Source organism: Amycolatopsis vastitatis (genome assembly GCF_002234595.1).
GTDB lineage: Bacteria > Actinomycetota > Actinomycetes > Mycobacteriales > Pseudonocardiaceae > Amycolatopsis > Amycolatopsis vastitatis.
In genome coordinates this window covers 14,089-38,097 of sequence record NZ_NMUL01000067.1, presented here as the reverse complement: position 1 = coordinate 38,097, position 24,009 = coordinate 14,089, and the positions used below count along the sequence as shown (strand labels likewise).

23 protein-coding genes and 1 pseudogene are annotated in these 24,009 nt (G+C 69.2%); 14 read left to right on the top strand and 10 right to left on the bottom strand.

Annotation, left to right across the window (positions count from 1 at the left end; genetic code table 11):
• Positions 1-483: 483 nt before the first annotated feature.
• From CF165_RS52240 to CF165_RS44675, 4 genes are all read right to left on the bottom strand, one after another.
• Positions 484-1,545, bottom strand: a complete 1,062-nt coding sequence (locus CF165_RS52240; RefSeq protein WP_205661175.1) for an AAA family ATPase — start codon at positions 1,543-1,545, stop codon at positions 484-486.
• On the bottom strand, positions 1,542-2,396 hold the full coding sequence (locus CF165_RS52235) for an excinuclease ABC subunit UvrA (RefSeq protein WP_205661174.1): 855 nt from the start codon (positions 2,394-2,396) through the stop codon (positions 1,542-1,544). Before CF165_RS52235 ends, CF165_RS52240 begins: the two co-directional genes overlap by 4 nt.
• A gap of 479 nt (positions 2,397-2,875) precedes the next feature.
• Positions 2,876-3,316 (bottom strand): MarR family winged helix-turn-helix transcriptional regulator, encoded by a 441-nt coding sequence (locus CF165_RS44680; RefSeq protein ID WP_093953665.1) that lies wholly within the window; start codon positions 3,314-3,316, stop codon positions 2,876-2,878.
• A 63-nt stretch (positions 3,317-3,379) separates the two neighbouring features.
• A complete protein-coding gene (locus CF165_RS44675; protein WP_093953664.1) occupies positions 3,380-3,748 on the bottom strand; it encodes a winged helix-turn-helix transcriptional regulator in 369 nt (122 codons plus the stop codon).
• A gap of 67 nt (positions 3,749-3,815) precedes the next feature.
• Here CF165_RS44675 and CF165_RS44670 point away from each other — a divergent pair, with 67 nt between their 5' ends.
• The gene (locus CF165_RS44670; RefSeq protein WP_093953663.1) at positions 3,816-4,184 is read left to right on the top strand and encodes a winged helix-turn-helix transcriptional regulator; all 369 of its coding nucleotides are present in this window, start codon (positions 3,816-3,818) and stop codon (positions 4,182-4,184) included.
• 59 nt (positions 4,185-4,243) lie between these two features.
• Here CF165_RS44670 and CF165_RS44665 read toward each other — a convergent pair whose 3' ends face one another.
• On the bottom strand, positions 4,244-4,648 hold the full coding sequence (locus CF165_RS44665; protein WP_093953662.1) for a nuclear transport factor 2 family protein: 405 nt from the start codon (positions 4,646-4,648) through the stop codon (positions 4,244-4,246).
• A 230-nt stretch (positions 4,649-4,878) separates the two neighbouring features.
• Positions 4,879-5,514: an isochorismatase family protein gene (locus CF165_RS44660; RefSeq protein ID WP_093953661.1), complete on the bottom strand. Its 636-nt coding sequence runs from the start codon at positions 5,512-5,514 to the stop codon at positions 4,879-4,881.
• 107 nt (positions 5,515-5,621) lie between these two features.
• On the opposite strand from CF165_RS44660, the gene CF165_RS44655 reads away from it, so the two are divergent.
• Complete coding sequence (locus CF165_RS44655; protein ID WP_093953660.1) at positions 5,622-6,590, top strand: GlxA family transcriptional regulator; 969 nt, start codon at positions 5,622-5,624, stop codon at positions 6,588-6,590.
• On the opposite strand, the gene CF165_RS44650 is transcribed toward CF165_RS44655, so the two are convergent.
• The gene (locus tag CF165_RS44650; protein WP_093953659.1) at positions 6,514-6,927 is read right to left on the bottom strand and encodes a winged helix-turn-helix transcriptional regulator; all 414 of its coding nucleotides are present in this window, start codon (positions 6,925-6,927) and stop codon (positions 6,514-6,516) included. The genes CF165_RS44655 and CF165_RS44650 overlap by 77 nt on opposite strands.
• 64 nt (positions 6,928-6,991) lie before the next feature.
• Between CF165_RS44650 and CF165_RS44645 the strand changes: the two genes are divergently transcribed.
• Together CF165_RS44645 and CF165_RS44640 are read left to right on the top strand one after the other, a co-directional pair.
• Positions 6,992-7,855 carry an SDR family oxidoreductase gene (locus CF165_RS44645; RefSeq protein WP_093953658.1) on the top strand — a complete coding sequence of 288 codons (864 nt, stop codon included), beginning with the start codon at positions 6,992-6,994 and terminating at the stop codon, positions 7,853-7,855.
• A 119-nt stretch (positions 7,856-7,974) separates the two neighbouring features.
• Positions 7,975-8,541 (top strand): class I SAM-dependent methyltransferase, encoded by a 567-nt coding sequence (locus CF165_RS44640; protein WP_158226923.1) that lies wholly within the window; start codon positions 7,975-7,977, stop codon positions 8,539-8,541.
• 149 nt (positions 8,542-8,690) lie between these two features.
• Here CF165_RS44640 and CF165_RS44635 read toward each other — a convergent pair whose 3' ends face one another.
• Positions 8,691-11,555, bottom strand: a complete 2,865-nt coding sequence (locus tag CF165_RS44635; protein ID WP_143268830.1) for a right-handed parallel beta-helix repeat-containing protein — start codon at positions 11,553-11,555, stop codon at positions 8,691-8,693.
• Between the two features lie 187 nt (positions 11,556-11,742).
• The gene (locus CF165_RS44630) at positions 11,743-12,822 is read right to left on the bottom strand and encodes an FCD domain-containing protein (protein ID WP_093953655.1); all 1,080 of its coding nucleotides are present in this window, start codon (positions 12,820-12,822) and stop codon (positions 11,743-11,745) included.
• 55 nt (positions 12,823-12,877) lie between these two features.
• Here CF165_RS44630 and CF165_RS44625 point away from each other — a divergent pair.
• From CF165_RS44625 to CF165_RS44590, 8 genes and pseudogenes are all read left to right on the top strand, one after another.
• Positions 12,878-13,974, top strand: a pseudogene (locus tag CF165_RS44625) (ABC transporter substrate-binding protein); the annotation flags it as partial.
• Between the two features lie 83 nt (positions 13,975-14,057).
• Complete coding sequence (locus CF165_RS44620) at positions 14,058-14,237, top strand: hypothetical protein (RefSeq protein ID WP_093953653.1); 180 nt, start codon at positions 14,058-14,060, stop codon at positions 14,235-14,237.
• Between the two features lie 17 nt (positions 14,238-14,254).
• Positions 14,255-15,202 carry a carbohydrate ABC transporter permease gene (locus CF165_RS44615; RefSeq protein ID WP_205661173.1) on the top strand — a complete coding sequence of 316 codons (948 nt, stop codon included), beginning with the start codon at positions 14,255-14,257 and terminating at the stop codon, positions 15,200-15,202.
• Positions 15,199-16,020, top strand: coding sequence for a carbohydrate ABC transporter permease (locus tag CF165_RS44610; protein WP_205661172.1), 822 nt, complete (start codon positions 15,199-15,201; stop codon positions 16,018-16,020). Before CF165_RS44615 ends, CF165_RS44610 begins: the two co-directional genes overlap by 4 nt.
• The gene (locus tag CF165_RS44605) at positions 16,017-17,945 is read left to right on the top strand and encodes a DUF8034 domain-containing protein (protein WP_093953652.1); all 1,929 of its coding nucleotides are present in this window, start codon (positions 16,017-16,019) and stop codon (positions 17,943-17,945) included. Before CF165_RS44610 ends, CF165_RS44605 begins: the two co-directional genes overlap by 4 nt.
• Complete coding sequence (locus tag CF165_RS44600; RefSeq protein ID WP_093953651.1) at positions 17,942-18,739, top strand: RraA family protein; 798 nt, start codon at positions 17,942-17,944, stop codon at positions 18,737-18,739. Before CF165_RS44605 ends, CF165_RS44600 begins: the two co-directional genes overlap by 4 nt.
• Positions 18,736-19,692, top strand: a complete 957-nt coding sequence (locus CF165_RS44595) for an aldo/keto reductase (protein WP_093953650.1) — start codon at positions 18,736-18,738, stop codon at positions 19,690-19,692. The genes CF165_RS44600 and CF165_RS44595 overlap by 4 nt, the downstream gene beginning before the upstream one ends.
• A 98-nt stretch (positions 19,693-19,790) precedes the next feature.
• Positions 19,791-20,609: an amidohydrolase family protein gene (locus CF165_RS44590; RefSeq protein ID WP_093953649.1), complete on the top strand. Its 819-nt coding sequence runs from the start codon at positions 19,791-19,793 to the stop codon at positions 20,607-20,609.
• A gap of 69 nt (positions 20,610-20,678) precedes the next feature.
• Here the strand turns inward: CF165_RS44590 and CF165_RS44585 are convergent, their stop codons facing one another.
• Positions 20,679-21,431 (bottom strand): FadR/GntR family transcriptional regulator, encoded by a 753-nt coding sequence (locus CF165_RS44585; protein WP_093953648.1) that lies wholly within the window; start codon positions 21,429-21,431, stop codon positions 20,679-20,681.
• A gap of 284 nt (positions 21,432-21,715) precedes the next feature.
• Between CF165_RS44585 and CF165_RS44580 the strand changes: the two genes are divergently transcribed.
• Complete coding sequence (locus CF165_RS44580; protein ID WP_093953647.1) at positions 21,716-23,083, top strand: ABC transporter substrate-binding protein; 1,368 nt, start codon at positions 21,716-21,718, stop codon at positions 23,081-23,083.
• Positions 23,083-23,991: a carbohydrate ABC transporter permease gene (locus CF165_RS44575; protein WP_093953646.1), complete on the top strand. Its 909-nt coding sequence runs from the start codon at positions 23,083-23,085 to the stop codon at positions 23,989-23,991. Before CF165_RS44580 ends, CF165_RS44575 begins: the two co-directional genes overlap by 1 nt.
• Positions 23,992-24,009: the final 18 nt, after the last annotated feature.

Here is a 24,009-nt window from a genome sequence, read left to right as displayed (position 1 = left end):
GTTATGCTCCATAAACGGCGACGATTGACGACGATTGACGCCGAATCGGGGCATGAGCGAATGCAAACATCTCAGCTAGATCGACTGAGGGCGACCCGCGTCTAGAACCTCCAGTTAACCGGGAGGCTTCAGGTTCGAGTCGAAGTGGGCGTGAATAAGCCCAGGTCAGGGCTCTGGGCTTGTTCACGCTCATGGCGTCGACGGGGTCGCCTCGCCGACCGCGGCAAGCGTCGGGACCCGCTGCCGTGATGTGCATTGTGATCGACGGCCACCCATTTGCTTTGACGGCTGGAACCAAAGGCATGTCCGTTCGATCAAGAGAGCGAACATCAGGCCGTGAGGGCGGTGTTCGCGGGAACGACCGGACCGGGTTCGATGACCTGGCCGAGCGGCCGTGATCCTGCCCGCTGACCACGGTCCGGCAGTCGTTCGGCGAGGCGGGCGTCAGAGCAGGGCAGCAGCGGACCGCCGCCGTGGTGACCTTCAGCGTGCAGCCCGGGTGAGGTGTGCGCGGAGGTAGCGGCCGGTGGTGCTGACGGCGGTGTCGGCGATCTCGTCGGGCGTACCGGTCGCGACGATGTCGCCGCCGAGTTCGCCGCCGCCGGGTCCCAGGTCGATGACGTGGTCGGCGTTCGCGATCATGTCGAGGTCGTGTTCGATGACGACGACGGTGGCGCCGTTGCCGGTCAGGCGCCCCAGGACCTCGAGCAGGGTCCGCACGTCCAGCGGATGCAGGCCGACGCTGGGCTCGTCGAAGATGAAGAGGGCGTCGGACTGGTTGCGGTGGAGTTCGGAGGCGAGCTTGAGCCGTTGCGCTTCGCCGCCCGAGAGGGCGGGGGTGGCTTCGTCGAGTGTCAGGTAGCCGAGGCCGAGGTCGATGAGCGCCTGGAGGCGGGTGTGGATGCGGCGGATGTCGCCGATGCGGTCCATGGCTTGCGCGACGGTCAGCGCGAGCACTTCGGGCAGGGTGAGTGCGTCGTCGGTGTCGCCGTGGGACGGTGTGCGTCGGATCGGGTCGGCCTCCGGCGAGTACCGGGAGCCGTCGCACTCGGGGCAGACGATGTCGATGTCGGGGAGGAACTGGACGTCGAGCGAGACCTGTCCGGTGCCTTCGCAGCGAGGGCACTTGAGGGAGCCGGTGTTGTACGAGAAGTCGCCGGCCGACAGGCCGAGTTCGCGCGCCTCGGGGGTCTGGGCGTAGGCGCGGCGGAGGTCGTCGAGGACGCCGCTGTAGGTCGCGACGGTCGAGCGCACGTTGACGCCGATCGGGGTGGCGTCGACGACGTTCACCCGGGTGATGCGAGCCGCGTCCACTGCGTGGACGTGGGACGGTAGCGCGCTCCCGGTCGTGTGCGCCACGAGTGCCGGGACCAGGCTGTCGAGCACGAGCGTGGTCTTGCCCGACCCGGGCACCCCGGTGACCGCGGTGAGCCGCCCGGCCGGCAGTTCGAGGTCGAGGGCGTGCACGGTGTGCAGGGGATCGGTCGAGAGCCGCACCGTCCCGAGGGCGAACACCTGGTCTGGGGCGGCCCGCTCCCGGATCACGACCGGTTCCCGGCCGTCGAGGAAACCGCCCAGGAGCGAGGCAGGGTCCTTGCCGATCGCCGCGACGCGGGCAAGGTGGGGACGACGCCCGGGGCCCAGACGAGGATCTCGTCCAAGGTCTTCGCCGTGGCTTCGGCGAGGTTGATGCCGTCCACCAGGGTGGAACGGACTTCCTCGCTGAGCCGGGTGCCGTGACAAGCGGGGCAGACCTGGACGCTGAGGAACTTGTTGACGCGGCTCAGGCCACGCTCGCTGGTGGCGTTGTTCAGCGCTTCCTGCACGGCTTGGCGGGCGTTGCGGTAGGTGAAGTTCAGCTCGAACAGCTTGCCGTTCTTCGAGGGCACGCTGATGTGCCGCTTTTCCGCCGGGCCGTGCATCACGATCTTCCGTTCGCGGTCGGTGAGTTCGGCGTACGGCACGTCCGTGCGGACGTCGAACTCGGCGACCACCTGCGGCATCACGGTCAACCCGAACATCGACCAGGGTGCCACGGCGCCGTCACTGATCGACCGGGACGGGTCGGGGACCAAAGTGGCCTCGTCGACTTCCCGCACCAGGCCCGTGCCGGTGCAGCGCGGGCACGCTCCGTCGGAGTTGAAGGCCATCGACTCCGCGCCCGGCGGGTAGAACTCCACCCGGCACTCGGGGCAGGTCAGATTCAGGTTGAGCGCCACGTCGATGGTCGGCGCCTGCCGGTGCCCGTTCGGGCACCGGTGCGATCCCAGCCGGGAAAACATGAGGCGCAGCACGTTCAGCAGCTCCGTCGACGTGCCGAACGTCGACCTGACCCCGGGAACGCCGGGCCGCTGCCGCAGGGCCAGCGCGGCCGGGACGTGCTCGACACTGTCCACAGTCGCCCGTGCGGACTGGGACAGCCCGCCGGCGGGTGTAGGTCGAGAGCGCTTCCACGTACCGCCGCGACCCTTCCGCGTACAGCACCCCGAGCGCGAGCGACGACTTCCCCGAACCCGACACGCCCACGATGGCGACCATCTGCCGCAGGGGCACCGATACGTCGACGTCCTTGAGGTTGTGCACCCGTGCGCCGCGCACCTCGATCGCCATCGGATCGGTGCGCTGCCTGGCGGTGTCCGGGATGTCACCGGGCATGGGGCTCTCCTCGGGCAAAGTGGACGGTTCCCTTCTCACATCATCGACCAGAGATGACCGGAACTGTCGCGCAGCCGGCCGAACGTGATGCCGGCGGCATCGGTGACCTGCTGCACGACGGTGAGTTCCGCGGAAGTAGATTCCATGGAATGCTCATGTCCGGAGAGTAGCACAGCCGCCCGCCGCCGTGTCTGCGGCGAAGACGGGGGCCGAGTGCGGGTCAGGGGTGTCGGCGGGAGCGCCCGGCGCTGCGCAGCGTGGTGAGGGTCTGCCGAAGTTGCTCGAGCGACCGTTCGGGGAGCACGTCGCCGAGTCGGGCTTGCAGTTCCTCTTCGAAGACCACGGCGGCTTTGCCCAGCAGGCGCCGCCCTTTCGCGGTCAGCTCGATCACCGAGGACCGCCGGTCGTTCGGGTTCGGGCGGCGCCGGCAAAGACCGGCCGCTTCGAGACGGTCGACGACCTTGCTGGTGCCACCCACCGTGATGGAGAACTCCGCCGCGATGTCCTGCACGCGGGCCTCCGGAAGCCGGCCGAGCAGCTGCATGACTTCGAACCAGGTGAGCTGGAGGTCGCACTCCGACCGCAGCCGCGCGTCGATCGCGTCCCACAGCTCGATCTCGAACTTGACCAGCTCGCGGAACACCAACTTCAAGTCGACCATGCTTCGCTTCCGCCGAAGTATCTTCCTTGGAGTCGTGATGGTAGTTCGGCCGGGCGCTCGGCGTCACCTGCGGGCGTCGTAGCTCTCGCGGGCCGCGAGCACCTTGCCCGTGTGCTCGTCGGCCCAGCGCCACAGCGCCGCCAAGGGGGCGAGCAAGGTGTGGCCCAGTTCGGTCAGCTCGTATTCGACCCTCGGCGGCTTCTCCTCGTGGACGTGACGAGCGACGAGGCCGTCACGCTCGAGGTCACGCAGGGTGACGGTCAGGACCTTGTTGCTGATCCCCGTCACCGCGGTCCGGAGTTCGGTGAAGCGCAGCTTCTCGTCGCCCAGGGCGGTCACCACCATGGCCGTCCACTTGTTCGCGATGCGAGCCAACGACGTCCGCGACGGGCAGGTGCGGGTCAGCACGTCGAAGTCGGGGTGATGAGACATCGATGGTGTCCTATGCTCGGGTCACTTGGCCGATCACTTCACCGTGATCAACGAGCGGATGTGAACCATGGTGAACAAGGCGGAGTGGACCACGTCCACCGCGATCTGGTCGACCCGGGTGTCTCTGGCGCGGATGGACAACAAGTGGACGGCCATGGTGGTGATCGCGCTCGGCCGGGGCGCCCGGCGCTTCGGTGAACTGCGCACCAAGGTCGAGGGAATCAGCGCGAAGGTCCTCACCGAGACCCTGCGGAGCCTGGAACGGGACGGGCTGGTCGTGCGCCACGTCCACGCCGAGATGCCGCCCAGGGTCGAGTACGAGCTGACGGAGCTCGGGCGCACGCTGCACGCACCCCTGCAGGCGATCGGCCGCTGGGCGGAGGAGCACGCCGAAGAGGTCCTCACGGCACGGGCCGCCTACGACACCGGCAGGTGACCCGTGCCCGGCCGAGGCCGGGCCGCATTCCGGAGAAGCGGCCCCGCCTCGGCCGGTGCTCAGGCCGCGCCCCAGAACGCGTCCTCGGACTCGGGGTCGGAGGAGAACAGCCACACCTCGGCGACCCGGTCGCCTTCGATGCGCAGGAGATCGACGCCGTCCTGCGACATCGCCGCTCCCTCGCGCTTGCCGCCGAAGTGAATGGGAACCGCCACGATCGCACCGTTGACCATGGGGGCACCCGTCACCGCGAGCTCGAACGTGCCTTCGCTGACGGTCATCATCCCGCCGAGCATCTGACCGACCACGCCACTGCCGCGGTGCGTGCCGGAGAACCGGTGGCCGCCCGGCTGGTGCCAGACGACGTCATCGGCGAACAGGCCGGCGACCGTGGCGAAGTCCTTGGCGGACAAGGCGTCGAAGTACTTGTTGACCACATCGATCGGGTGGGGCGAGCCAGCCATCGAACGTTCCTTTCCGGGGTTTTCGAGTGCGTCCAGGCTGACCGAGCGGCATCGGTTACCTCAACGTAACCAATGGTCGCTGTGATTCACGACACTCGTCCTGGGGATATTCGGCACACTTTCGGGTCTGGTCGCTCAATCGAAAATTTGTGCCAGCTCCGCGGTGGACCCGGTCGTGTCGGAAATGGTGAAACAACGGAGGCCGGCTTCGCCGCGCATGGCCGGGATGGCTAGCCGGCGAACGCTGCTCGTCCCTGCATCGCCGAGGTGCCGAGGTCGCTCTTGGGGAGCGGCTCGCCCGCCCCCACGGCGGCAGCCCACGCCTCGGTGGTCGCGACCGCGGCGAAGTTCGACTGCAGGAGCACCAACAGGACCTCGTGGAGCTTCGCGGCAGGCACCTTTCCTGCTTCGTTGGCAAGGTGGATGACGCCCGACGCGTCGGACAACACCTCGGCCGCCAGTCCCAGTTCCTCGGCCCCGACGGCCGTCGCGATGTCACAGTTGTTCGTCATGTAGCCGACGATGGTCACGGTGTCGACGTCGTGGCCGGCCAGCCACGCCGCGACGTCGGTGCCGGCGAAGACACTGCTCTTCTCCTTGACGACGCGCTTCCAGGCCGGCTGTACCCGCTGCTCGATCTCCGGGTGCAGCGACCAGCTCGGGCTTCCCTTGCCGAAGACGGGTGCCCCCTCGGGCAGCTGGTGCTGCACGATGACGACCGGCAGGTTCTCGCGTTCGGCGACCTCGAGTGCGCGCACCACGTTGGCGAGCGTCGCTTCCCGTGGCGGGGCTTGGATCTGGAGTGTCCCGTCGAAGTATTCACCCTGGACATCGACGACGATCAGTGCTCGGCGCGGCGCGGCCATCAGTTCTCTCCTCGGTGCGGTGACGAGTTGTCAGCACCACCTTCGCCCGGCGAGTTCAGGTAGCGTGAGTGGCGCAAACGACATCTTTCGATGAGATTGGGCCAGAAATGCGAGTTGCCGTTCACGCCTTCGACGGCGTGACGATGTTCCACCTCGCCGCTCCGTTGCTGATCTTCGGCGAAGTCGGCCGGCAAGAACTGGCGCCCGGATGGACCCCCACGGTGTGGACCGACGACGGGCACGGCATCCGGACCGCGGAGGGGTTGCGCGTGGACGACGTGGCCGGGCCGGAAGTGATCGAGCAAGCCGACCTCGTCGTCCTTCCGTCCTGGCCCGACGACCTCCCGCCGGCCGGGGAGGGCCTCAAAGCGCGGATCCGCGCGGCCCACGCCCGCGGGAGCCGCATTGCCGGCCTGTGCCTCGGTGCCTTTCCCGTGGTCGACACCGGGCTGCTCGACGGCCGGGAGGTCGTCACCCACTGGGCCGCGGTCGACCGGCTGGGGAAGCGGCGTCCCGAGGTGACGATCAATGCCGCAGCCCTCTATGTCGACCACGGGGACGTGCTCACCTCCGCCGGTACCGCCTCGGCGATCGACGCCTGCCTGCACATCGTCCGCACTCACCTGGGCTCGGCGGCCGCCGCTTCCGTGGCCCGGCACCTCGTCGTCGCGCCGCACCGCGAGGGCGGCCAGGCGCAGTACGTCGAGCGCCCCATCCCCGAGCCGGAGGGCGTCGCGCACCTGGGTCCGACGATCGACTGGGCGCTCGGCCGCCTGGACCGGCGGCTGTCCGTCGACGACCTCGCCACCCACGCCGGCATGAGCCGGCGCAACTTCACCCGCCGGTTCGCCGAAGTCACCGGCTCCACCCCCGCGCGCTGGGTCCTCGCTCGCCGTCTCGACGAGGCCCGGCACCTGCTCGAAACCACGAGCACGCCCATCGCCCGGGTCGCCGCCGCGTGCGGGTTCGCCAGCGTCGTCACGTTCCGGCAGAACTTCGTCAGTGCGTACTCGACGACTCCGACGTCGTATCGGCAGCGTTTCGCGCTGGCGCCGGGCGACGACGGCCCTTCGTGAAGGCCGCCGGTTCGCCCGACAGCTGGGCCGGGATGGACTCGGCCCAAGCGGCCATGGCTTCGAGCACGTCACGGAGTCCTTCGCCGAGCGGGGTGAGCCGGTACTCGACGCGCGGGGGGATCTCGGCGTAGGCGGTGCGGGTGATGATGCCGTGGTCCTCGAACTGGCGCAGCCGGCTGGTCAAGGTGTGCGGGCTGATCCCCGGCAGGGCGTCGCGCAGTTCCGTGAAGCGGTGCGGGCCGTGCAGGAGTTCGCGCACGATGAGCGTCGCCCAGGGCCCGTTGAGCAGGGTGAGGAACCGGGCGACGCCGCACTCGGGGAGGCAGGGTTTCGTCACATTTTCCATTCTAGCCCATTAGTGCAGTTGATGTAACCAATGCATGTCATGCACTAATGGATCCATGACCTATGTGATCCACGGCGCCACCGGCGCCCAAGGTGCCCCTGTCGTCTCAGCCCTCGCTGCCGCGGGCAAGGCCGTAACCGCTCTGACCCGCAACGCGGACGCCGTCGTACCCCACGCTCAGGTGGTGTCCGCCGACTGTTCCTCGGCCGAGGAACTGGCGCGGGTCTATCGTGGCGCTGACGGTGTTTTCGTTCACCTGCCGATCGCGTCCGAAGAGGACCGCCTCGCCTATGCGCACAACATCGTCGCCGCGGTCGAGGAGGCCCGGCCGGCGCGTGTGGTGTTCTCCGCGAGCGGCGCACCCGCCGGTGCGGGCAGTGCCGGTTACCAGGTGCTGGGCGACGGCCCGGTTTCCGTCCTGGCGGATGGGCTGGCCGGCAGCGGAGTGTCCTACGCGGTGATCGAGCCCCAGCTCTTCTTCGAGAACCTGCTGCTGCCCACCGTGTTGGAAGCGGTTCGCGCGGAGGGTGTGCTGCGCTACCCGCTGCGGGTCGATTTCGCCGTCTCGTGGGCCTCTCATTTGGACATCGCCGATGCCGCAGCCGCCCTGTTCCAGCGCCCGGACATCTCCGGGGTCGTCTCCGTCGGGCAGTATCCGGCGATCACCGGACCGGACTTGGCCGACGCGTTCGGCGACCGGCTCGGCCGCCAGGTGGCCTACGAAGCGATCAGTCCCGACGCCTTCCGCGCCTCCATCGCGCCGTTGTTCGGCGACGGCCCGGCAGCCGGTGTGGCGGAGAGCTACCGGGTGACGGACACGCTACCGGACCGCTCGATCGTGCCCGAACGCTCCGCGCAGAAGTTGCTCGACCTGACGCCCCGGACCACCAGCCAATGGCTGGCCGATGTCGGCCTGTGAAGCCCACTGCCGCCGGTCGTCGACGGTTCCGGCCTGCCGGCGACCGGCCGGACCCACCATGCCCGGCTGCCACGTGGCCTCCATCGGGGTTCTCCCAGGCAGGCGTGGCCATGTGTGACATGTACCGGATGTTCGTCCACCCCGACGGGCGGCCGGGGGAGGCGGGCGCCCGATTGATGGCCCGCACCGGCCAACCCATGGCGCGACAAGCGGCCGCCCTCCTCGCCATCGACGATCCCGCCGCACGCATCCTCGAAATCGGCTTCGGCCCGGGCATCGGCATCGCGACGCTCGCAGAGGCCGTTCCGCGCGGGCATGTCACCGGGGTCGACCCATCGCAGGTGATGCACCGGCACGCCGAACGCCGCAACGCCACGGCCATCCGCGACGGGCGCGTTACCCTCGTCGAGGCCCACGCCGAGGATTTACCGTTCCCTGTCGACAGCTTCGACGCAGCGATGATGATCGACAATCTGCACTTCTGGCCCGATCCGCTCGCCGGCCTGACCGAGTTGCGACGGGTCCTGCGCCGCGCCGCGAGAGTGGTGTGTGCGTTCACCCCGCCTTCCGGCGGGCCACCGCGCGGGATCAAGGATCTCTTCGCCCGCGCCGGATACGCCGAGATAGCCACCCATCGGCGTGGACCGGGATTCCTGCTCTCGGCCGTCACGGGCGACGCGACGTGACCGGCTCGAGCACCCACGCGTCAAGACTCCGCCGGTTCAGCGAGCCGATGCGCCTGGGCGCATGCTAGAGAGCGATGTCAGCACTCCTGTTGTGAGTGGCAGGGGAAGGCCCGCGGTGGGCGTGAAACACCTACCGCGGGCCGTGTTCGTCAGCTGTTCGAGACCACCACGTTGTCCCAGTGGACCGGGCTCACATTGCCGTCGACCCACCAGTCGCCCAGGGAGATCGTGTCGAACTGGCGGACGCCCGCCGCGGTCGTGACGGCCTGGCCGTCGATCGACATGGTGACTCCCGCACCGGACCGGTAGTCCCAGGTGGCGCGGTGCCATCCGGTCGTCCGGGGCACGGCACTGGCTGTGCTGGTGCCGTCGATCCGGAAGACGTAGTCGGTGGCCGACACCGAGGTGTTGACGCCGAGACCTCGCCAGCCCGCGCCCTCGGACGGACCCTCGTCCACCCGCGCCATGGACTGGACGCTGGTGTCGGCCGCGTCGTCGTAGAACCACACCGAGGCGAGCTGGTACTTCTTGCCGCCCAGCTTGGTGGTGATGACGTCGGTGTCCTCGTCGGTGCGGTAGGACGCCGCGCCGCTCCGGCCGGCGGCCGTCAGGGTGGCGGTGCCCTTGGCCGCGGTGAAGGTGCCCAGGCCGTGCTCGAAGTCCTGGGCGAACGAGGCGACACTGATGTCGTCCCAGTAGGCGGTGCCCGCGGCCGAGTCGGCCCACCAGTCGCCGAGCGCGATGCCGTCGAACTCGGTGACCCCGGTCGGGGAGGCGACGAGCCGGCCGTCGATGAAAAGGTCCACGCCGGTGCCGGAGGTGTAGTCGAAAGTGAACTCGTGCCACCCCGTCGTGCGCGTCACCGAGGTCGCCGTCGTGGTGGCGCCGGACCGGTAGACGTACTTGTCCGCGGAGGTGGCGGTCCGGACGCCGAGCGCGCGCCACTCGGGACCGTCCCAGCCGTCCTTGTCGACCCGGGCCATCGCGTCGAGCGAGGACTGGCTCGTGTCGTCGTGGAACCACACCGACACCCGCTTGCGCTGGGCCTGGACGAAGCCGGTGTGGATGACGCTGGTGTCACCGGACTGAGCGAAGCTCGACCCACCGCCGTGGGTCACCGTGGAGCTGGTGCCCGGCGTGCCCTTGCCCGTGGACCAGTTCGCCAGCCCGTTGGTGAATCCGCCGGTGAAGTTCGCCGCCCCGGGGTAGGGGAAGGACGAGTCGACGCCGATGCCGGCGTACTGCATCGCCGAGGCGTCGAAGCCCGCCGCCCAGCTGACGTTGTTCACGATGTGCGAACCCGAGTCGTTCGAGTGGAACTGGGCGCCCTGGGTGTCGAAGACTTGGATGTTCGAGAACGTCTGTCCAAACGAGTCGTTGTCGGTGTACACGCCCATCGGCGAATAGTCTTTCATGGACGGGTGTGCCCGGACGCCGGTGATCGTGACCTGGTTGACCCTGTTCGTGGCGTAAGGCTGAGTGTCGGAGATGCCGAACATGTACACCGGAGCGGTGTCGCCGCTGTCCTGGGCGGCGTCGTGCACCTTGACGTACTCGATCAGGTTGTCCCTGGCGTAGTCATCACTGTCAGGGTCGACGTCGCGGTCCGCGTAGATCGCTGTCGCATACCTCGGCGTGTCGAAGATGTCCAGATGGGACACCGTGTTACGGCTGGAGTCGGCGAGGACCACGCCGGATGCGGAGCCGACCAGCTCACCGACCTGCGAAATGACCGAGTTGGACACCGTGTTCCCGTACTGGGTGTCGCCTTCGCCGGGGTACTGGCCTTCGAGGAAGAAGCCGGAGTGACCGATCCTGTCGATCCAGTTGTTGCTGAAGGTGTTGTCGTGGTTGGTTTTCAGCAGGTAGATCGCGGAGTACCCCGCGTTGGTGAGGTGTGAGCCGGTGACGGTCACGTTGTCGGTGTTCTCCAGGAACACCATGCCGACCCGGTGCTGCGGCAGGTTGATCTGCCGGTCGTAGCGAGGGTACTCGTGGCCCTCACCGGAGTCCCCGGCGTTGGCCCACCCGTGCCGGAAGTCGGCGGTGAAGTCGGTGTCGCGGATGGTCAGGCCGTCGAAGGTGATGTCGTGCGCGGGTGCCGATGCCGAGCTGCCGCGCACGGAGACCAGCTTCTGCACCGCGGGCACGATGACGGTCTTGCCGGCCATGGTGCCGGACTTCGGCTTGTAGTACAGGTACCCGGAGGCCTTGTCGTAGAAGTACTCGTCCGCCGCGTCGAGCAGACTCAGCGCGCCTTGGACGAAGAACCGCGACTTCTGCAAGGTGTAGCGGGCGCTACGGGCCAGGGTGATCACCCGCGCGGTCGTGTCGACGCTCGCGATGGGGGTGCGCTCGGTGTACCAAGCCCAGTCCAGTCCGCCGCCCGGCCACAAACCGACAGTCATGGTCGACAGATCGGAAAAGTCGACACCGGCGAGATCGCCCGCGTTGTAGCTCAGCTGGGTGTAGGACCCGGCCACACCGGGCGAGTTCACGTACGGCGCCTGGGCCATCGGGTAGTCGGCGTCGTCCTGCCGGTTTGGGAATCGCGCCAGGGTCGCCCGGTCGCCGTCGACGTAGAGGGTGTTGACCGACTTGCTCGCGCCGATGTTCGTCCGGTAGATGCCGTTCTGGTATGGCGACCACCCGGTCGCCGGTGTCCCGCCGACCAGCTGGGCGCTGCCGGTGCCGCCGCTGGACCGGTAGACCACGTGGTGGCCGTTGCGGCCGGAGTCGGCGTCGGTGAACTCGATCGTGCTGGTCTGGTTGTAACTGCCCGGCGCGAGATTCACCCTGATGTCCGCTGTCATGGCGGGCAGCAGGCTGCGGATCGAGTCACGGGCCTTCTGCACCGTCTTCCACGGGTGCGCGGCCGTTCCGTCACCCGTGGTGTCGCTCCCGGTCGTCGCCACGGAGACATCGGTCGCCGCCGCCGCCGCACCGGGCGCGAAGGTGACGGCCGCGGCCGTCACCACCGCGGCACCCGCCAGCATGGTGATGATCTTCCTCAAGGATTTCACTTCGCGTGTCACCAAGTCACATCCTGGTAATTCGACTGTCTGGCAAGGGAAAACAGGGGTGCGGGCGGGCGCGAAAACGCCGAACGAGCGGGTAACAGCGGGAGTGCGGTCGCGGGTGGCGGTCGTGCTCGCGGCCGGCGCCGGGGTTTTCGTGCCCAGTAGGCGGTTTCCGCCGGCCTCATGGCGTCGCCGGGCCGGAGCGGCGCGGGCGTGTGGTCGAGGACTGCCCCATGCCGTGGGCGGTGAACAGGCGTACCGCCTCGTTGGGATCGTGGCCCGCCAACGCGTCGACGAGTTCGCCGTGCCGGGCCGCCATCAGGTTCCAGTCGCCGGTGAACATCGCGCTGGACACGACCTGCAGCTGCCACAGCGCGGGCTCGATGGTCGTCCACAGGCGCAGCAGCATCGAGTTCCCCCCGAGCGCGCACACCAGCCGATGGAACCGCAGGTCGGCCTCGCGGAACGCGACGATGTCGTTGCTCTTCGCGGCATTTCTCATGTGCGTGACCTCCAGCCGGAGCCTGCTGACCTCGGTCGGGGTCAGCCTGCCGGTGGCCCGGCGGGCGGCGGCGGTCTCCAACAGCACACGTGCCTCCCGGGCCTCACGGGCTTCGACCTGGGAGATCTCGGTGACGAAATTTCCGAGCCGAGGACGGTGAGTGATCAGCCCCTCCAAGGCGAGCCTGCGGATGGCCTCGCGGGCCGGGGTCTGGCTGGTCCCCAGCGCTCCGGCCACATCGGACTCCACGATCCGGGAACCGGGCGGCAGCTGCCCGGTGATGATCCAGCCGCGCACAGCCTCATACACGTGGTCCGACAGCAGCGTGGCTTCGCGCGCGACCACCGGGACGGGATCCGGCAGCCGCGGGTGCCGGTGCACGGTCGTGTCGCGGGTGCGCCGGGAAATCGTCGACTGCGACACCCCGAACCGGGCGGCCAGCTCCCGGGTGCTGGCGGGGCGGCTGTCACCATTCAGCCGGGTCCCGTCGAGCAGGCGCGGCCGTCCGCCGCGCACGCCGTCGCGCAGGCCGCCGGCTCCCAGGCGGACGAACCGCTGCCGCCACTTGCCGACCGTCGCGGGGGTGATGTCGAGGGCGGTGGCGACGTCCTTGTTGGCCCGGCCGTCAGCGCACAACAGGACGATTTTAGCGCGTAAGGCGAGGTTGGGACTGTCGACGGAGTCGGCGAGCTCTGCGAGCTGGCGACGCTCTGTCGCGGAGAGCACCAGCGGTGCGGGGGGACGTCCGGGGACCGGCATAGTTGGCGATGGTCCAGCGCGCACAGTCGGATGTCCAGAGTTGGTCGACGGACTTATGACTCGACCGCCCCTTATCACCACCTATTCATTGACAACTTCGGCGAACCCGCTGCATCGTCTCCCCTCACCGAACGCGAGTGTTACCGCCATGGGACGGAGCGGTTTCGGGCCCGAGACCGGCAGCAAGTGGAGGACCCAAATGTCACGTTCTGTCAGTAGACGGCTCGTCGCCGCCGTCACCGCGGCGGGGCTGCTCGCCCTGTCGGCCTGTGGCTCCGGGTTCAAGGATTCATCCGACTCCGGCTCGGCCCAGACCGGCGAGGTGCGCGTGCTCGTCAACGTCACCTCGAACCTGACCAAGGACTTCTGGCGCCAGGTGGTCAAGCCGTTCGAGGACGCGCACCCGGGTGTCACGGTGAAGATCGAGCCGGGCACCCCGTCGGTGAAGGAGGCGCTGCCGCGTCTGCTGGCCGCGGGTGACGCGCCGGACGTCGTCGAGACGCTGAGCGCGGACAAGACGCTGGCCCCGCAGATGCTGGACTTGAGCGACCAGCCGTGGGCCAAGGACACCCCGCTGGTCGACGAGGCGAAAGTGGACGGCAAGACCTGCTCGGTCGGCGTGGGCGTCCAGGCGCAGAACCTGGTGTTCTACAACAAGGATGCCTTCGCCAAGGCCGGCATCGCGAAGGCGCCGGCCACGCTCGACGAGTTCGAGACCGCCATGGGCAAGCTGAAGGACGCCGGTTACCTGCCGTTGCGCACCGCGGGCGGCAGCTTTGTGACCGGCACCCAGGTCACCGAGCTCGCCGACGCGACCGTGTTCGGCCAGAACCCCGCCTGGTACGCCGACGTGCTGGCGGGGAAGACCACTCCGGGCCAGTCCTACCTGCCGATCCTCGAACGCTACAAGAGCTGGCTCGACAAGGGCTACCTCGACAAGAACGCGCTGGGCCTGGACGAGAAGACCGCGCCGGCCAACTTCTTCCAGGGCAGTCCGCGATGTACGTCCTCGGGAGCTGGTTCGTCGCCACGGCCGACAGCAGCAAGCCGTCGTTCCCGGTCGGTGCGTTCGCCGCGCCACCGGCGACCGGGGCCGCCGCGAGCGCGCCGATGGGAGTGAGCGTCGCGATGCCGTACATGATCACCAAGGGCACCAAGAAGAAGGATCTGGTCGTCGAGCTGGTCAAGTACCTGACGACCGACAAGGCCGCGATCCAGAAGGAACCGGCACCGAGGTGCAGGGCCTGCTGGACGCCGCGCCGAAGCAGGTCCCGCACCCCGAGGGGCTCGGCTCGGTCCGCCTGCCCGCGGGCTTCAACACCGAGTGGAACAAGCAGGTCCAGGGCCTGTACACCGGCAAGTCGCCCGCGGACGTGGCCGCAGGGATCGACAGCTGGATGGCGTCGCACCGATGACGCGGAACCTCCTGTCGGTGAGGACCGGACCCGCCGCGGGCGCGGGTCCGGTCCGCCGGCCCGGCCGGGCACTCCCGGGCCGGCGCGCCATCGCCGCCCGGGCCCGGCTGGCCACCGCATCCATGGTCCTGCCCGCCCTCGCCCTGTTCGTGGTCATGATCGTGATCCCGGTCGGGCTCTCGGTGTACCTGAGCCTGACGAACTGGGACGGCTACAGCGCGAACCCCGCCTTCGTCGGGCTGGGCAACTACTTCCGGCTCTTCCGGGTGGGCGAGGTGCTCACCGCGGCGGTCACGACGCTGATCATCGCCGGGGCCGGTACGGTCCTGATGAACGCCCTCGGCCTCGGCTTCGCGCTGCTCGTATACCGGAAGTCCCGGCTCAACTCCGCCTTGCGGGCGGTCCTGTTCTACCCGCACATCCTCAGCGCGCTGGTCGTCGGTTTCCTGTGGAGCGCGCTGCTGGGCACCACCGGCGTGGTGAACACCTTCGTCACCGACGTCGGCGGGGAAGTCCTGCCGTTCCTGTCGGATCCGGCGTGGGCCAGGGCGACGCTCACCGGCGTGATCGTGTGGTTCGGCTTCGGCGTGAACCTCGTGCTCTACATCGCCGGGTTGCAGACGGTGCCCCAGGACATGCTGGAGGCCGCGGAGATCGACGGCGCGTCCCGGTGGCAGACCTTCCGGCACGTGACGCTGCCCAGCCTGGCCCCGGTGGTGACGGTCAACATCGTGCTGTCGCTGGTGACCCTGCTCAAGACCTACGACGTCGTCGTGTCGCTCACCGGCGGCGGTCCCGCGGGCTCCACGCAGACCGCGGCGTACCTGATCCTGTCCGACTCGTTCGCCAACAGCGCGCTCGGGTTCGGCTCGGCCCAGTCCGTCGTGCTGATGGTGGTGACGGGCCTGCTGGCACTGACGGTGTCACGCCTGCGGGCGGGCGCGGACGAGGCGGTGGCGAAGTGAAGGCGCTCAAGCTCGGCTTCACGGGTGTGGTGGCGGTGCTGATGCTGGTACCGATGTACCTGCTGGTGGTGAACGCGTTCAAGGGGCAGCAGGACATCGTCACCCATCCCTTCTCGCTGTCGCCGGACCTGCTGACGTTCGAGTACCTGGGCAAGGCACTGTCCAATCCGGACTTCGACGTCGTCAAGGGCTACGCGGTGACGATCCTGTTCGTCGTCCTGGTCAACGTGTTGTCGATCGTCCTCGCCTGTCCGGTGTCCTACGTCATCTCCCGCCGGGCCCGGCGGCCGTACCGGCTGCTCCTGCTGCTCTTCGTGGCGGGGACCTTCATCCCCAGCCAGGTCTTGCTGATCCCGGTCGTCTACACGCTGAAGTTCCTCGGGCTGATGAACTCCATCCCCGGGTTCGTCCTGTTCGAGACGGCACTGACGCTGCCGTTCTCGGTGTTCCTGTACACCGGCTACATCAGCACGATCCCGCGCAGCCTCGACGAGGCCGCGACGATCGACGGCGCGGGCGCGCACCGCACGTTCTGGTCGGTGATCTTCCCGCTGATGCGGCCGGTGGCGGCCACCATGGTCATCCTGAACACGTTCTCGGTGTGGAACGACTTCGCCAACCCGCAGATCCTCCTGGGCCCGAGCAGCGGCCTGTACACCATCACGACCGGCATCTACGCGGCGGTGGGGCAGTACAGCACCGACTACACCGTGGTCTTCCCGACACTGCTGCTGGCGGCGGCTCCGCCGTTGATCGCCTTCGTGTTGCTGCAGCGCTACATCATCGGCGGACTGTCGACAGGGGCGATCAAGGGATGACGAGGATCGTGGCGACCGAGCCCCTCGGAGTGGCACCCACCTGGGCGGTGCTCCAGCGGGCGTTGTTCGACGCCCTGGACGAGGCCTGGCGAGTGTACGAGGCGCGCTACTGCGAGCCGGACGGCTCACTGCGCTACACCGGCTCGATGCAGCCGCGCGACGGCGCGGACGACTTCTACGAGGCGTTCACCGGCTGGGGCGTGCTCTACCAGCTGGGCGGCTCGGCCGAGCTGCTGGCGGTGACCAAGCGGCACTGGGAAGCCGTCACCGAGCAGATGGACCGGCGCGGGTACATCGCCGACGAATTCGAACTCGGCTACGACTGGTTCCACATCGGCGAGCAGCTGACCGTGTTCTTGTCGCTGTGCGCGGGCGACCCGGCCGACGAGTCGTTCCACGCCCGCGCCGTCCGGTTCGCCGAGCTGTACCTGCCGGACTCGCCGACGGGGAACTACGACCAGGCCAACCGGATGATCCGGGCACCCCACAACGGCGGGGGAGGACCGCGCCACGGCGTCTGCGAGAACTGGCGCAGCTACGGCGCTGAGCTGACCAACATGCAGCCCTACGGCCTGCCGCTGGAGGACGTCCCCGGAGTGGACAGCTGGGAAGATCTGGCCGATCCCGCCAACGCGGACGCCATGGGCAAGGCGATGTGGGACCGGCTCGGCCAGGGTGACGTCGCGGTCAACCTCGCCGCGACCAGCCTCGCCGCCAACGCCTGGCTGTACGGGCACGACGAGCGGTTCCGCGCGTGGGCACTGGAGTACCTCGACGCCTGGGTGGCCCGCGCGGCGGCCAACGGCGGGATCGTGCCCGACAACGTCGGACCGGCGGGTGAGGTCGGCGAGCTGCACGGTGGCCGCTGGTACGGCGGAAACTACGGCTGGACCTGGCCGCACGGGCTGCACACCATCGGGATGGCGGTGGGCATCGCCGTGCTGAACGCGGCGCTGCTCAGCGGCGATCCCGGACGGCTCGACTTCGCCCGATCCCTGCTCGACCAGGTGTACCACCTCGGCGTCGACCGGCCGGTCGACGACTCGGACACCCCGCTGCGCGACCGGTGGGCCGCCGAACTGGGGGAAGAGACCGCCACCCCGACCTTCCTGGTCCCCAACCGGTACGGCCTGGGCGGGTGGTTCGACTTCCAGCCGCCGCAGGTCACCTTCCCGGTGTGGCTGTGGCAGACGAGCCTGTCGGACGCCGACTGGAAGCGGATCACCGATCTGCGCGAGCGCGGCGGCTACGACTGGCGGACCGTGCGCGACTTCCGGAACAAGGAGGACGCGGGCCACGAGGCACCCTGGATCGCCTACCTCCAGGGTGACAACCCGGATTACCCGGAGCAGATCCTCGGCGTCGCGCTCTCGCAGGTCCGGCGCAGGCTGGCCCTGATCGCCCGCGACACCGGGGAGGTCAAGGACCGCGACATCCACCACTGGCAGCGGCACAACCCCGTCACCACCGAGGCTTTGCTGCAGCTGACTACGGGCACTCCGCAGGTGCTGTTCAACGGCGGGCTGCTGCCCTTCCGAGTGTCCTACGCCGACGCCGAAACCGGCCGTCCCGGGCTGCCGTTGGATGTCGCCTCCCTGGTCGACACCGTCGAAGCCGGGCGCACCTGCCTGGAGCTGGTGAACCTCGCCGGGACCGGCACCCGGCGGGTCGTCGTCCGGGCCGGCGGCTTCGGCGCCGACCGGATCGACGAAGTCCACTACAGCGGGGCCGAGACCGAATACCCCGGCGCCCCGACGGCCTACACCGCGCCGGCGAGCCGGCCCGTTTCCCGGATCGCCGCGGTCGGCGCGTCCGAGGTGGCGGTCGAGCTTCCGCCCGGCACCCGCATCCGGCTCGACCTGCGCGTCACCGTTCGCGCCAACCCGGCGCGCCACCGCACGACGACCATCGAGGGGACCTCATGAGTACCGACCACGACGACCGGCTGAACCGGGTGTGGGACATCCCGGTCCGCGGGGACACGCCGCCGGTAGCGGACGCGGAGCTGGTCCGCCGGCTCCACGGGGTCAGCGCGGCGACCGCGTGCGCGCGGATGAACTCCCAGGGCGTGCGCCGGACCTGGATCGACGGCCCGGTCGCGCTCAACCGGGGCCAGAAGGTGGTCGGCCGCGCCGTGACGCTGCAGTTCATGCCGCAGCGCGAGGACATCGCCGACGGTGTCACCCAGGAGTACATCGAGCGCAGCACCGCGCTGTGGGCCGTTCTCGACGAGATCCAGCCCGGTGACGTCCTCGTCGTGGAGGCCAGGGGCAGCCACACCACCGGCTGCTTCGGCGACATGCTCGTGCGCTACTTCAAGAACCGCGGCGGCGCCGCGCTCCTCGTGGACGGGCGCATCCGGGACGTCCCCAGAGTGCGCCAGCTCGACGTGCCGGTCTGGTGCACCGGGGCGACTCCGCACTACGCCTCGCAGACCGAGATGTTCCCGTGGGCCTACAACGTGCCCGTCGCCGTGGGCGGGGTGCTCACGCTGCCCGGCGACTACGTCGTCGCCGACGACGACGGTGCGGTCGTCGTGCCCCGCGGCCGTGCGGAGCGCTTGCTCGCCGACGCCGCCGCCCACGAGGAGTGGGAGGTGTTCAGCCGGATGCGCATCGACCAGGGCGCACCGCTGCGCGACTACTACCCGCTCACCGAGGCGACCCGGCGCGAGTACGAGCTCTGGCGGGCCAACGGCGCGGGCATCGAGGCTCGATGACCACCACCGCACCCGGCGCGGTGCGCCTTCCCCGTCGTCCCGACGTGGTGATTAGCGGCATCGGCTTCGGCGGCGCGCCCATCGGTGACCTCTACGAGCCGATCGGCGAGGACCGGGCGCGGGCCACCGTCGACGCGGCGTGGGACGGCGGCATCCGCTACTACGACACGGCACCCCACTACGGACTCGGCCTGTCCGAGCGCCGGGTGGGGGCCGCGCTGGCGGGCCGGCCTCACCGGACCCTGTCGACCAAGGTCGGCAGGCTGCTGGAGCTCGACGAGACGGGCGCGCTGTGCCGGGTGCGCGACTACAGCCGCAGCGGGGTGACGCGGTCGCTGGAAGCCAGTCTGCGCAGGCTGGGCGTGGACCGGATCGACATCGTTTACGTGCACGACCCCGACGACCACTGGGAGCAGGCGAGTGCCGAGGCCGTCCCCGCGCTCTGTGCCCTGCGCGACCAAGGGGTCATCGGCGCGGTCGGGGTGGGGATGAACCAGTCGGCGATGCTCGCCAGGTTCGTTGCGGAGACCGATGTCGATCTCGTCATGTGTGCGGGCCGCTTCACGCTGTTGGAGCAGCCCGCGCTGGCCGACCTGCTGCCCACTGCCCTAGGGCGGCAGGTCGGCATCATCGCCGCCGGCGTGTTCAACTCCGGTGTGCTCGCGCGGGCGAGCCCCCCTCGGGACGCCCGATACGACTACGTCCAGGCCCCGGCCGAGGTGCTCGCCAAGACCCGGGCACTGGCGGAAGCGTGCCGCGGGCACGGCACGACCCTGCCCGCCGCGGCGGCATGGTTCCCCCGCACGCACCCCGCGGTGCTGGGAGTCGTGCTCGGGATGAGTTCGGCCGACGAGGTGCGGCAGAACCTCGCGCTGCCGTGCCCACCGGACGAGTTGTGGACCGACCTGGTCGCCCGCGGGCTGCTCTCTCCCTGCTACGCCGGGCCGGCGTGACGGTGCGCCTGGACGCTCACCACCACTTGTGGAACCCCTCGCGCCGACGCCCTTTCCTGGACAGCCCGGGGCTCGCCGCCATCCGCGGGCCCTACTAGCTGCCGGAACTGCGTGACGTCGCGGCGCGCTGCGGCGTCGGCGCGACGATCCTGGTCCAGACGATCCCGGACGAGGCGGAGACCCTCGACTTCCTCGAACTGGCCGCGGACAGCGCGGGCCCGGTGGCGGGGGTCGTCGGGCGGGTCGACCTCGCCGGGCCGGACGTGCCCGGCAGGCTCGCCGCCCTCCGCCGGACGCGCGGCGGGGCGCGGCTGTGCGGGGTGCGGCACGCCGTTCAGGCCGAGCCGGACCCGAACTGGCTGGACCGTGCCGACGTCCGGCGCGGCATCGCCGAGGTCGGCCACGCCGGCCTGACCTACGACCTGCTCGTGAAGGCGCCGCAGTGGGCCGCCGCACTGCGGCTGGCCCGCGACCTGCCCGAGGTGGACATGGTCGTCGACCACGCGGGCAATCCGCCGGTCGGCGGCGAACTCGGGCCGTGGACCCGGTGGCTGGCTGCTCTCGCGGAGCTGCCCAACGTGTACGTCAAGCTCTCCGGCCTGCTCGGGCTCGGCCCGGTCACGCGGGTGTTCCCGGTGATCGACCATGTGGTGTCGACGTTCACCCCGCGGCGGGTGATGGCCGGGTCCGACTGGCCGGTGTGCGAGCTGTTCACCCCGGCCGAGGCCGTCTGGCACATCCACGAGACGGCGACCGTGGGACTGACCGCCGCCGAACGCGCCACCGTCTTCGCGGGCACGGCGCGCGCCTTCTACCTGTCTCAGCGTGCCGGTCTTGAGTGCCGGGGGCCGCGTGGCGGCGTCGACAAGGAGCACGATCGTGACCGTGACGACCGCCGAGGTTCGCCTCACCGGTGACGAGGATCCGCCGCGTAGGGCGGCGTTCCGTTCCGAAAGGGGGTGGCCACCGTTTCGGGAAGCTGCACGTCATCCAGGCGTTCGCGTGCCCTGACCTGACTGGGACAGCCGCGCCATGATGTCTTGCCGGTAATCGGCTTCGGTCCGATCGATGTGGTTGCGGGCGGCCTGGTCCGCGCGGTCCACGTCTCCGGCCTGGATCGCGGCGAGGATCGCGGTGTGTTCCTGGTTGGCCAGGCTGTAGTTGCCCGCGAAGTAGGTAGGCAGGCCGAGCCGGGCCGTCTGCCGCTGGGCGCGGCGGCATTGGATGACCGCTTCGCTGAGGAACGGGTTCTGGGCCGCCGCGGCCACCGACTCGTGGAACCGGTCGTCGGCCCGGCCGAAGGCTTCGAAGTCGCCTGCCTCGAAGGCGCTGATGCAGTCGGCGGCGGCTTCGCGCATGTCATTGAGCTGGAGCGGGGTCGCGCGCGTGGCGGCGAGCCTGCTCGCTTCGACGTCGATCAGCTTGCGGAACTCGAAGAGCCGGTCGACGTGTTCAAGCTTCGTCGGCAGGAAGAACGTGGGTTGCCGGGCGCCGCCCAGCATGCTCGTGCCGTCGGCCACGTAGAGGCCGCGCCCTTTTTGTGCTGTCACCCGCCCGAGCGCGGAGAGGACCTTGATCGCTTCGCGCACCACCGAGCGGCTGGTGTCGAGCTGCTGGGCGAGGTCGATCTCCGTGGGCAGCCGGTCGCCTGCACGGAGACTCAGGCCGTCGATCAGCTCCAAGATGCGTTCGGCGGCGACTTCGTAGCCCGGCCGGTAGGCACCGCCGTCGGTGGGCATGGTCCCCCCTTCGTCGGCGCCTTTGGCGCCGGAGACGCTCGTACGCAAGCTACTGTAACATCCCTTGGAATGAGTCGTATTTATTTCGAGGGTCGTTTGGGCGATGTTGATCTCTATATTGCTCGGAGACGTAGCCGCTAGCAGCGACTTTCGGGTCGCTGAGCCTTCTCGCTTGCGTGCCTGTTACCGAATCGATACTTGACCGACCTGAGAATGAATCCGCATTATTTCGCCCAGCGATGGCGCTCACCCGGGCGTCGGTCCGGTGAGCGGAAGGCGAGACGATGTCTCTAGAACGGAATGTGGGTCTCCGGCCGGGGCCTCTGCGCCGGGCCGTGGCCGGTGCGGCGGTGGTGGTCGCGGCGGTACTCGTCGCGGGGTGCGGCGGCAGTTCCGGGGGCGGGACCCAGGCCGCCGGGTTTACGCAGGCGAAGCAGAGTACGACCAAGGAGCTGACCGTCTGGGTCGACTCCTCCCGCCAAGCGGCCGCGGCCGCCTACCAAAAGGCACACCCGGACGTGAAGCTCGACGTCGTCACCTACGACGGCGACGCGAACGGCTCGAACTTCCTGCAGACCAAGGTCCAGCTGTTCAACCGGACCGGGAGCGGCTGGCCGGACGTCGTGTGGAGCACTCAGGCCAACGAAACCGCCTGGGCCGCCAAGGGCGACAACAAGTTCACGGCTCCGCTGAACAAGGGGCTGGTGCCGGACGCGACGCTGTCCGGCTTCGCCAAGGGGTCACTCGACACCTGCACGGTCGATGGCACGGTCTACTGCCTGCGCAACGATCTCGCCCAGGTCGTGCTCTGGTACGACCAGCCGCTGATGGCGCAGTTCGGCTACACCGTGCCCACCACCTGGGAGGAGTACGAAGCGCTCGGCAAGCGCGTCGCCGCCGAGCACCCGGGCTACAACGTGGGCGACATCGGCGACGCGTTCGCTCCGGAGATCTACTTCTGGGCGAGCAAGTGCCCGGTGAACACCCTGACCGACGCGACGACGCTCAAGGTCGACTCCGCCGCGCCCGAGTGCACGCGGATGGCGTCGCTGCTCGACACCCTGCACCAGGCCGGCTCGGTCACCAACACCGGCGTGTTCTCCAATGACTACGCCAAGTCGCAGGCGTCCAAGACCCTGATGCTGCCCGGCCCGTCCTGGTTCGGTGGCGCACTGTTCAAGGACACCTTCAAGACCCCGGGCGGCCGGATCGCCGCCGCTCCCGCCCTGCACTGGGCGGCGGACAAGGACCAGCCGGTGACCGGGAACGTCGGTGGCGGCACGTGGCTGCTGTCGTCGCACAGCACGCACCTCGACCTCGCCGTCGACTTCATGACGTTCGTGACGACCAACGACGCCTACCAGGTCGAACAAGCTCCCGGCTACCCCGCGTTCAGCACTGCCGCCCAGGGCTGGCTCAAGAAGCAGGCGTCCAGCGGCTACTTCGCCGGCGACATCGGCGCGCCACTGGTGGAAGCGGCCACGCGGGTCTGGCCCGGCTGGGGCTCACCGAGCTTCAGCCAGGAGAAGATCTGGGCCTCGACCATCACCCCGGGGGTGACCGCGGGCAAGACGATCACCTCGCTGCTGCCCGACTGGCAGACCGCGATCACCAACTACGCCAAGTCCAACGGCTACCGGATCGGGCAGTGATGGCCCCGTCTTCCCCTGCCGAGATTGCCCCGGCCCAAGGCGGAGACAAACGCCGCAACGCACTCGGCTGGTCCTTCGCCGCGCCGTACACCGTGCTGCTGGCGCTCTTCGGCATCGTGCCGACCGGGTACGCACTGTACCTGGCGTTCACCACATCGGAGGCGGGCTTCGCCGGGTTCGGCAACTTCGTCACGACGTTCACCGACTTCCGGTTCGCCGCCGCCGTCGGGCACATCGCGATCTACCTCGGGTTCTGGCTGGTCAGCCTGACGGTGCTCACCGTCGGGCTGGCGCTGGTGCTGTTCCACCTGCGGTCGGGACGGCTGAGCCGGTTCGTCCGGTTCCTCTACTACCTGCCCGGCGCGCTCGTCGGCGCTTCCAGCGTCCTGCTGTGGCTGTTCATCCTCGACCCCGCGGTGAGCCCGGTGTCATGGCTGCTGCGGACACTGGGGTTCGACCGGTTCGGCGAGGTGATCGCGGTCGGCCACCTGCCGGTGCTGTTCACGATCATCGCGTTCTGGACCGGCGCGGGCGGCTGGATCGTCGTGCTCTACGGCGCACTGAACAACATTCCTCGCGACATCATCGAGGCGGCCCGGATCGACGGGGCGTCCGCCTGGCAGATCGCCCGCCGGATCGAGCTCCCGATGCTGCGGAAATGGGTTGCCTACATGGTCATCCTCGCCTTCGCGGGTGGCTCGCAGCTGTTCGTCGAACCTCAGCTGCTGTCCCAGGCGAGCCTCGGCGTAATCAGCAACGACTACAGCCTCAACCAGCTTTCCTACACCTTCGCCTTCCAGGTCGGGGACCTCAACGGCGCGGCCGCTCTCTCGGTGGAGCTGCTGGTGGTCAGCCTGGCCGCGGCCGGGATCTTCGTGACGTGGTCAGGATTCTTCGATGCAGACTGAGAAACGCGGCGCGGCCGG

Bases quoted from the DNA above. Each gene is read 5' to 3' on its own strand.
- CF165_RS44640 (WP_158226923.1), top strand. From the start codon at position 7,975: ATGTACCGGATGTTCGTCCACCCCGACGGGCGGCCGGGGGAGGCGGGC.
- CF165_RS44670 (WP_093953663.1), top strand. From the start codon at position 3,816: ATGGTGAACAAGGCGGAGTGGACCACGTCCACCGCGATCTGGTCGACC.
- CF165_RS44605 (WP_093953652.1), top strand. From the start codon at position 16,017: ATGACGAGGATCGTGGCGACCGAGCCCCTCGGAGTGGCACCCACCTGG.
- CF165_RS44655 (WP_093953660.1), top strand. From the start codon at position 5,622: ATGCGAGTTGCCGTTCACGCCTTCGACGGCGTGACGATGTTCCACCTC.
- CF165_RS44645 (WP_093953658.1), top strand. From the start codon at position 6,992: ATGACCTATGTGATCCACGGCGCCACCGGCGCCCAAGGTGCCCCTGTC.
- CF165_RS44585 (WP_093953648.1), bottom strand. From the start codon at position 21,431: ATGCCCACCGACGGCGGTGCCTACCGGCCGGGCTACGAAGTCGCCGCC.
- CF165_RS44580 (WP_093953647.1), top strand. From the start codon at position 21,716: ATGTCTCTAGAACGGAATGTGGGTCTCCGGCCGGGGCCTCTGCGCCGG.
- CF165_RS44575 (WP_093953646.1), top strand. From the start codon at position 23,083: ATGGCCCCGTCTTCCCCTGCCGAGATTGCCCCGGCCCAAGGCGGAGAC.
- CF165_RS44665 (WP_093953662.1), bottom strand. From the start codon at position 4,648: ATGGCTGGCTCGCCCCACCCGATCGATGTGGTCAACAAGTACTTCGAC.
- CF165_RS44675 (WP_093953664.1), bottom strand. From the start codon at position 3,748: ATGTCTCATCACCCCGACTTCGACGTGCTGACCCGCACCTGCCCGTCG.
- CF165_RS44680 (WP_093953665.1), bottom strand. From the start codon at position 3,316: ATGGTCGACTTGAAGTTGGTGTTCCGCGAGCTGGTCAAGTTCGAGATC.
- CF165_RS44600 (WP_093953651.1), top strand. From the start codon at position 17,942: ATGAGTACCGACCACGACGACCGGCTGAACCGGGTGTGGGACATCCCG.
- CF165_RS44660 (WP_093953661.1), bottom strand. From the start codon at position 5,514: ATGGCCGCGCCGCGCCGAGCACTGATCGTCGTCGATGTCCAGGGTGAA.
- CF165_RS44630 (WP_093953655.1), bottom strand. From the start codon at position 12,822: ATGCCGGTCCCCGGACGTCCCCCCGCACCGCTGGTGCTCTCCGCGACA.
- CF165_RS44595 (WP_093953650.1), top strand. From the start codon at position 18,736: ATGACCACCACCGCACCCGGCGCGGTGCGCCTTCCCCGTCGTCCCGAC.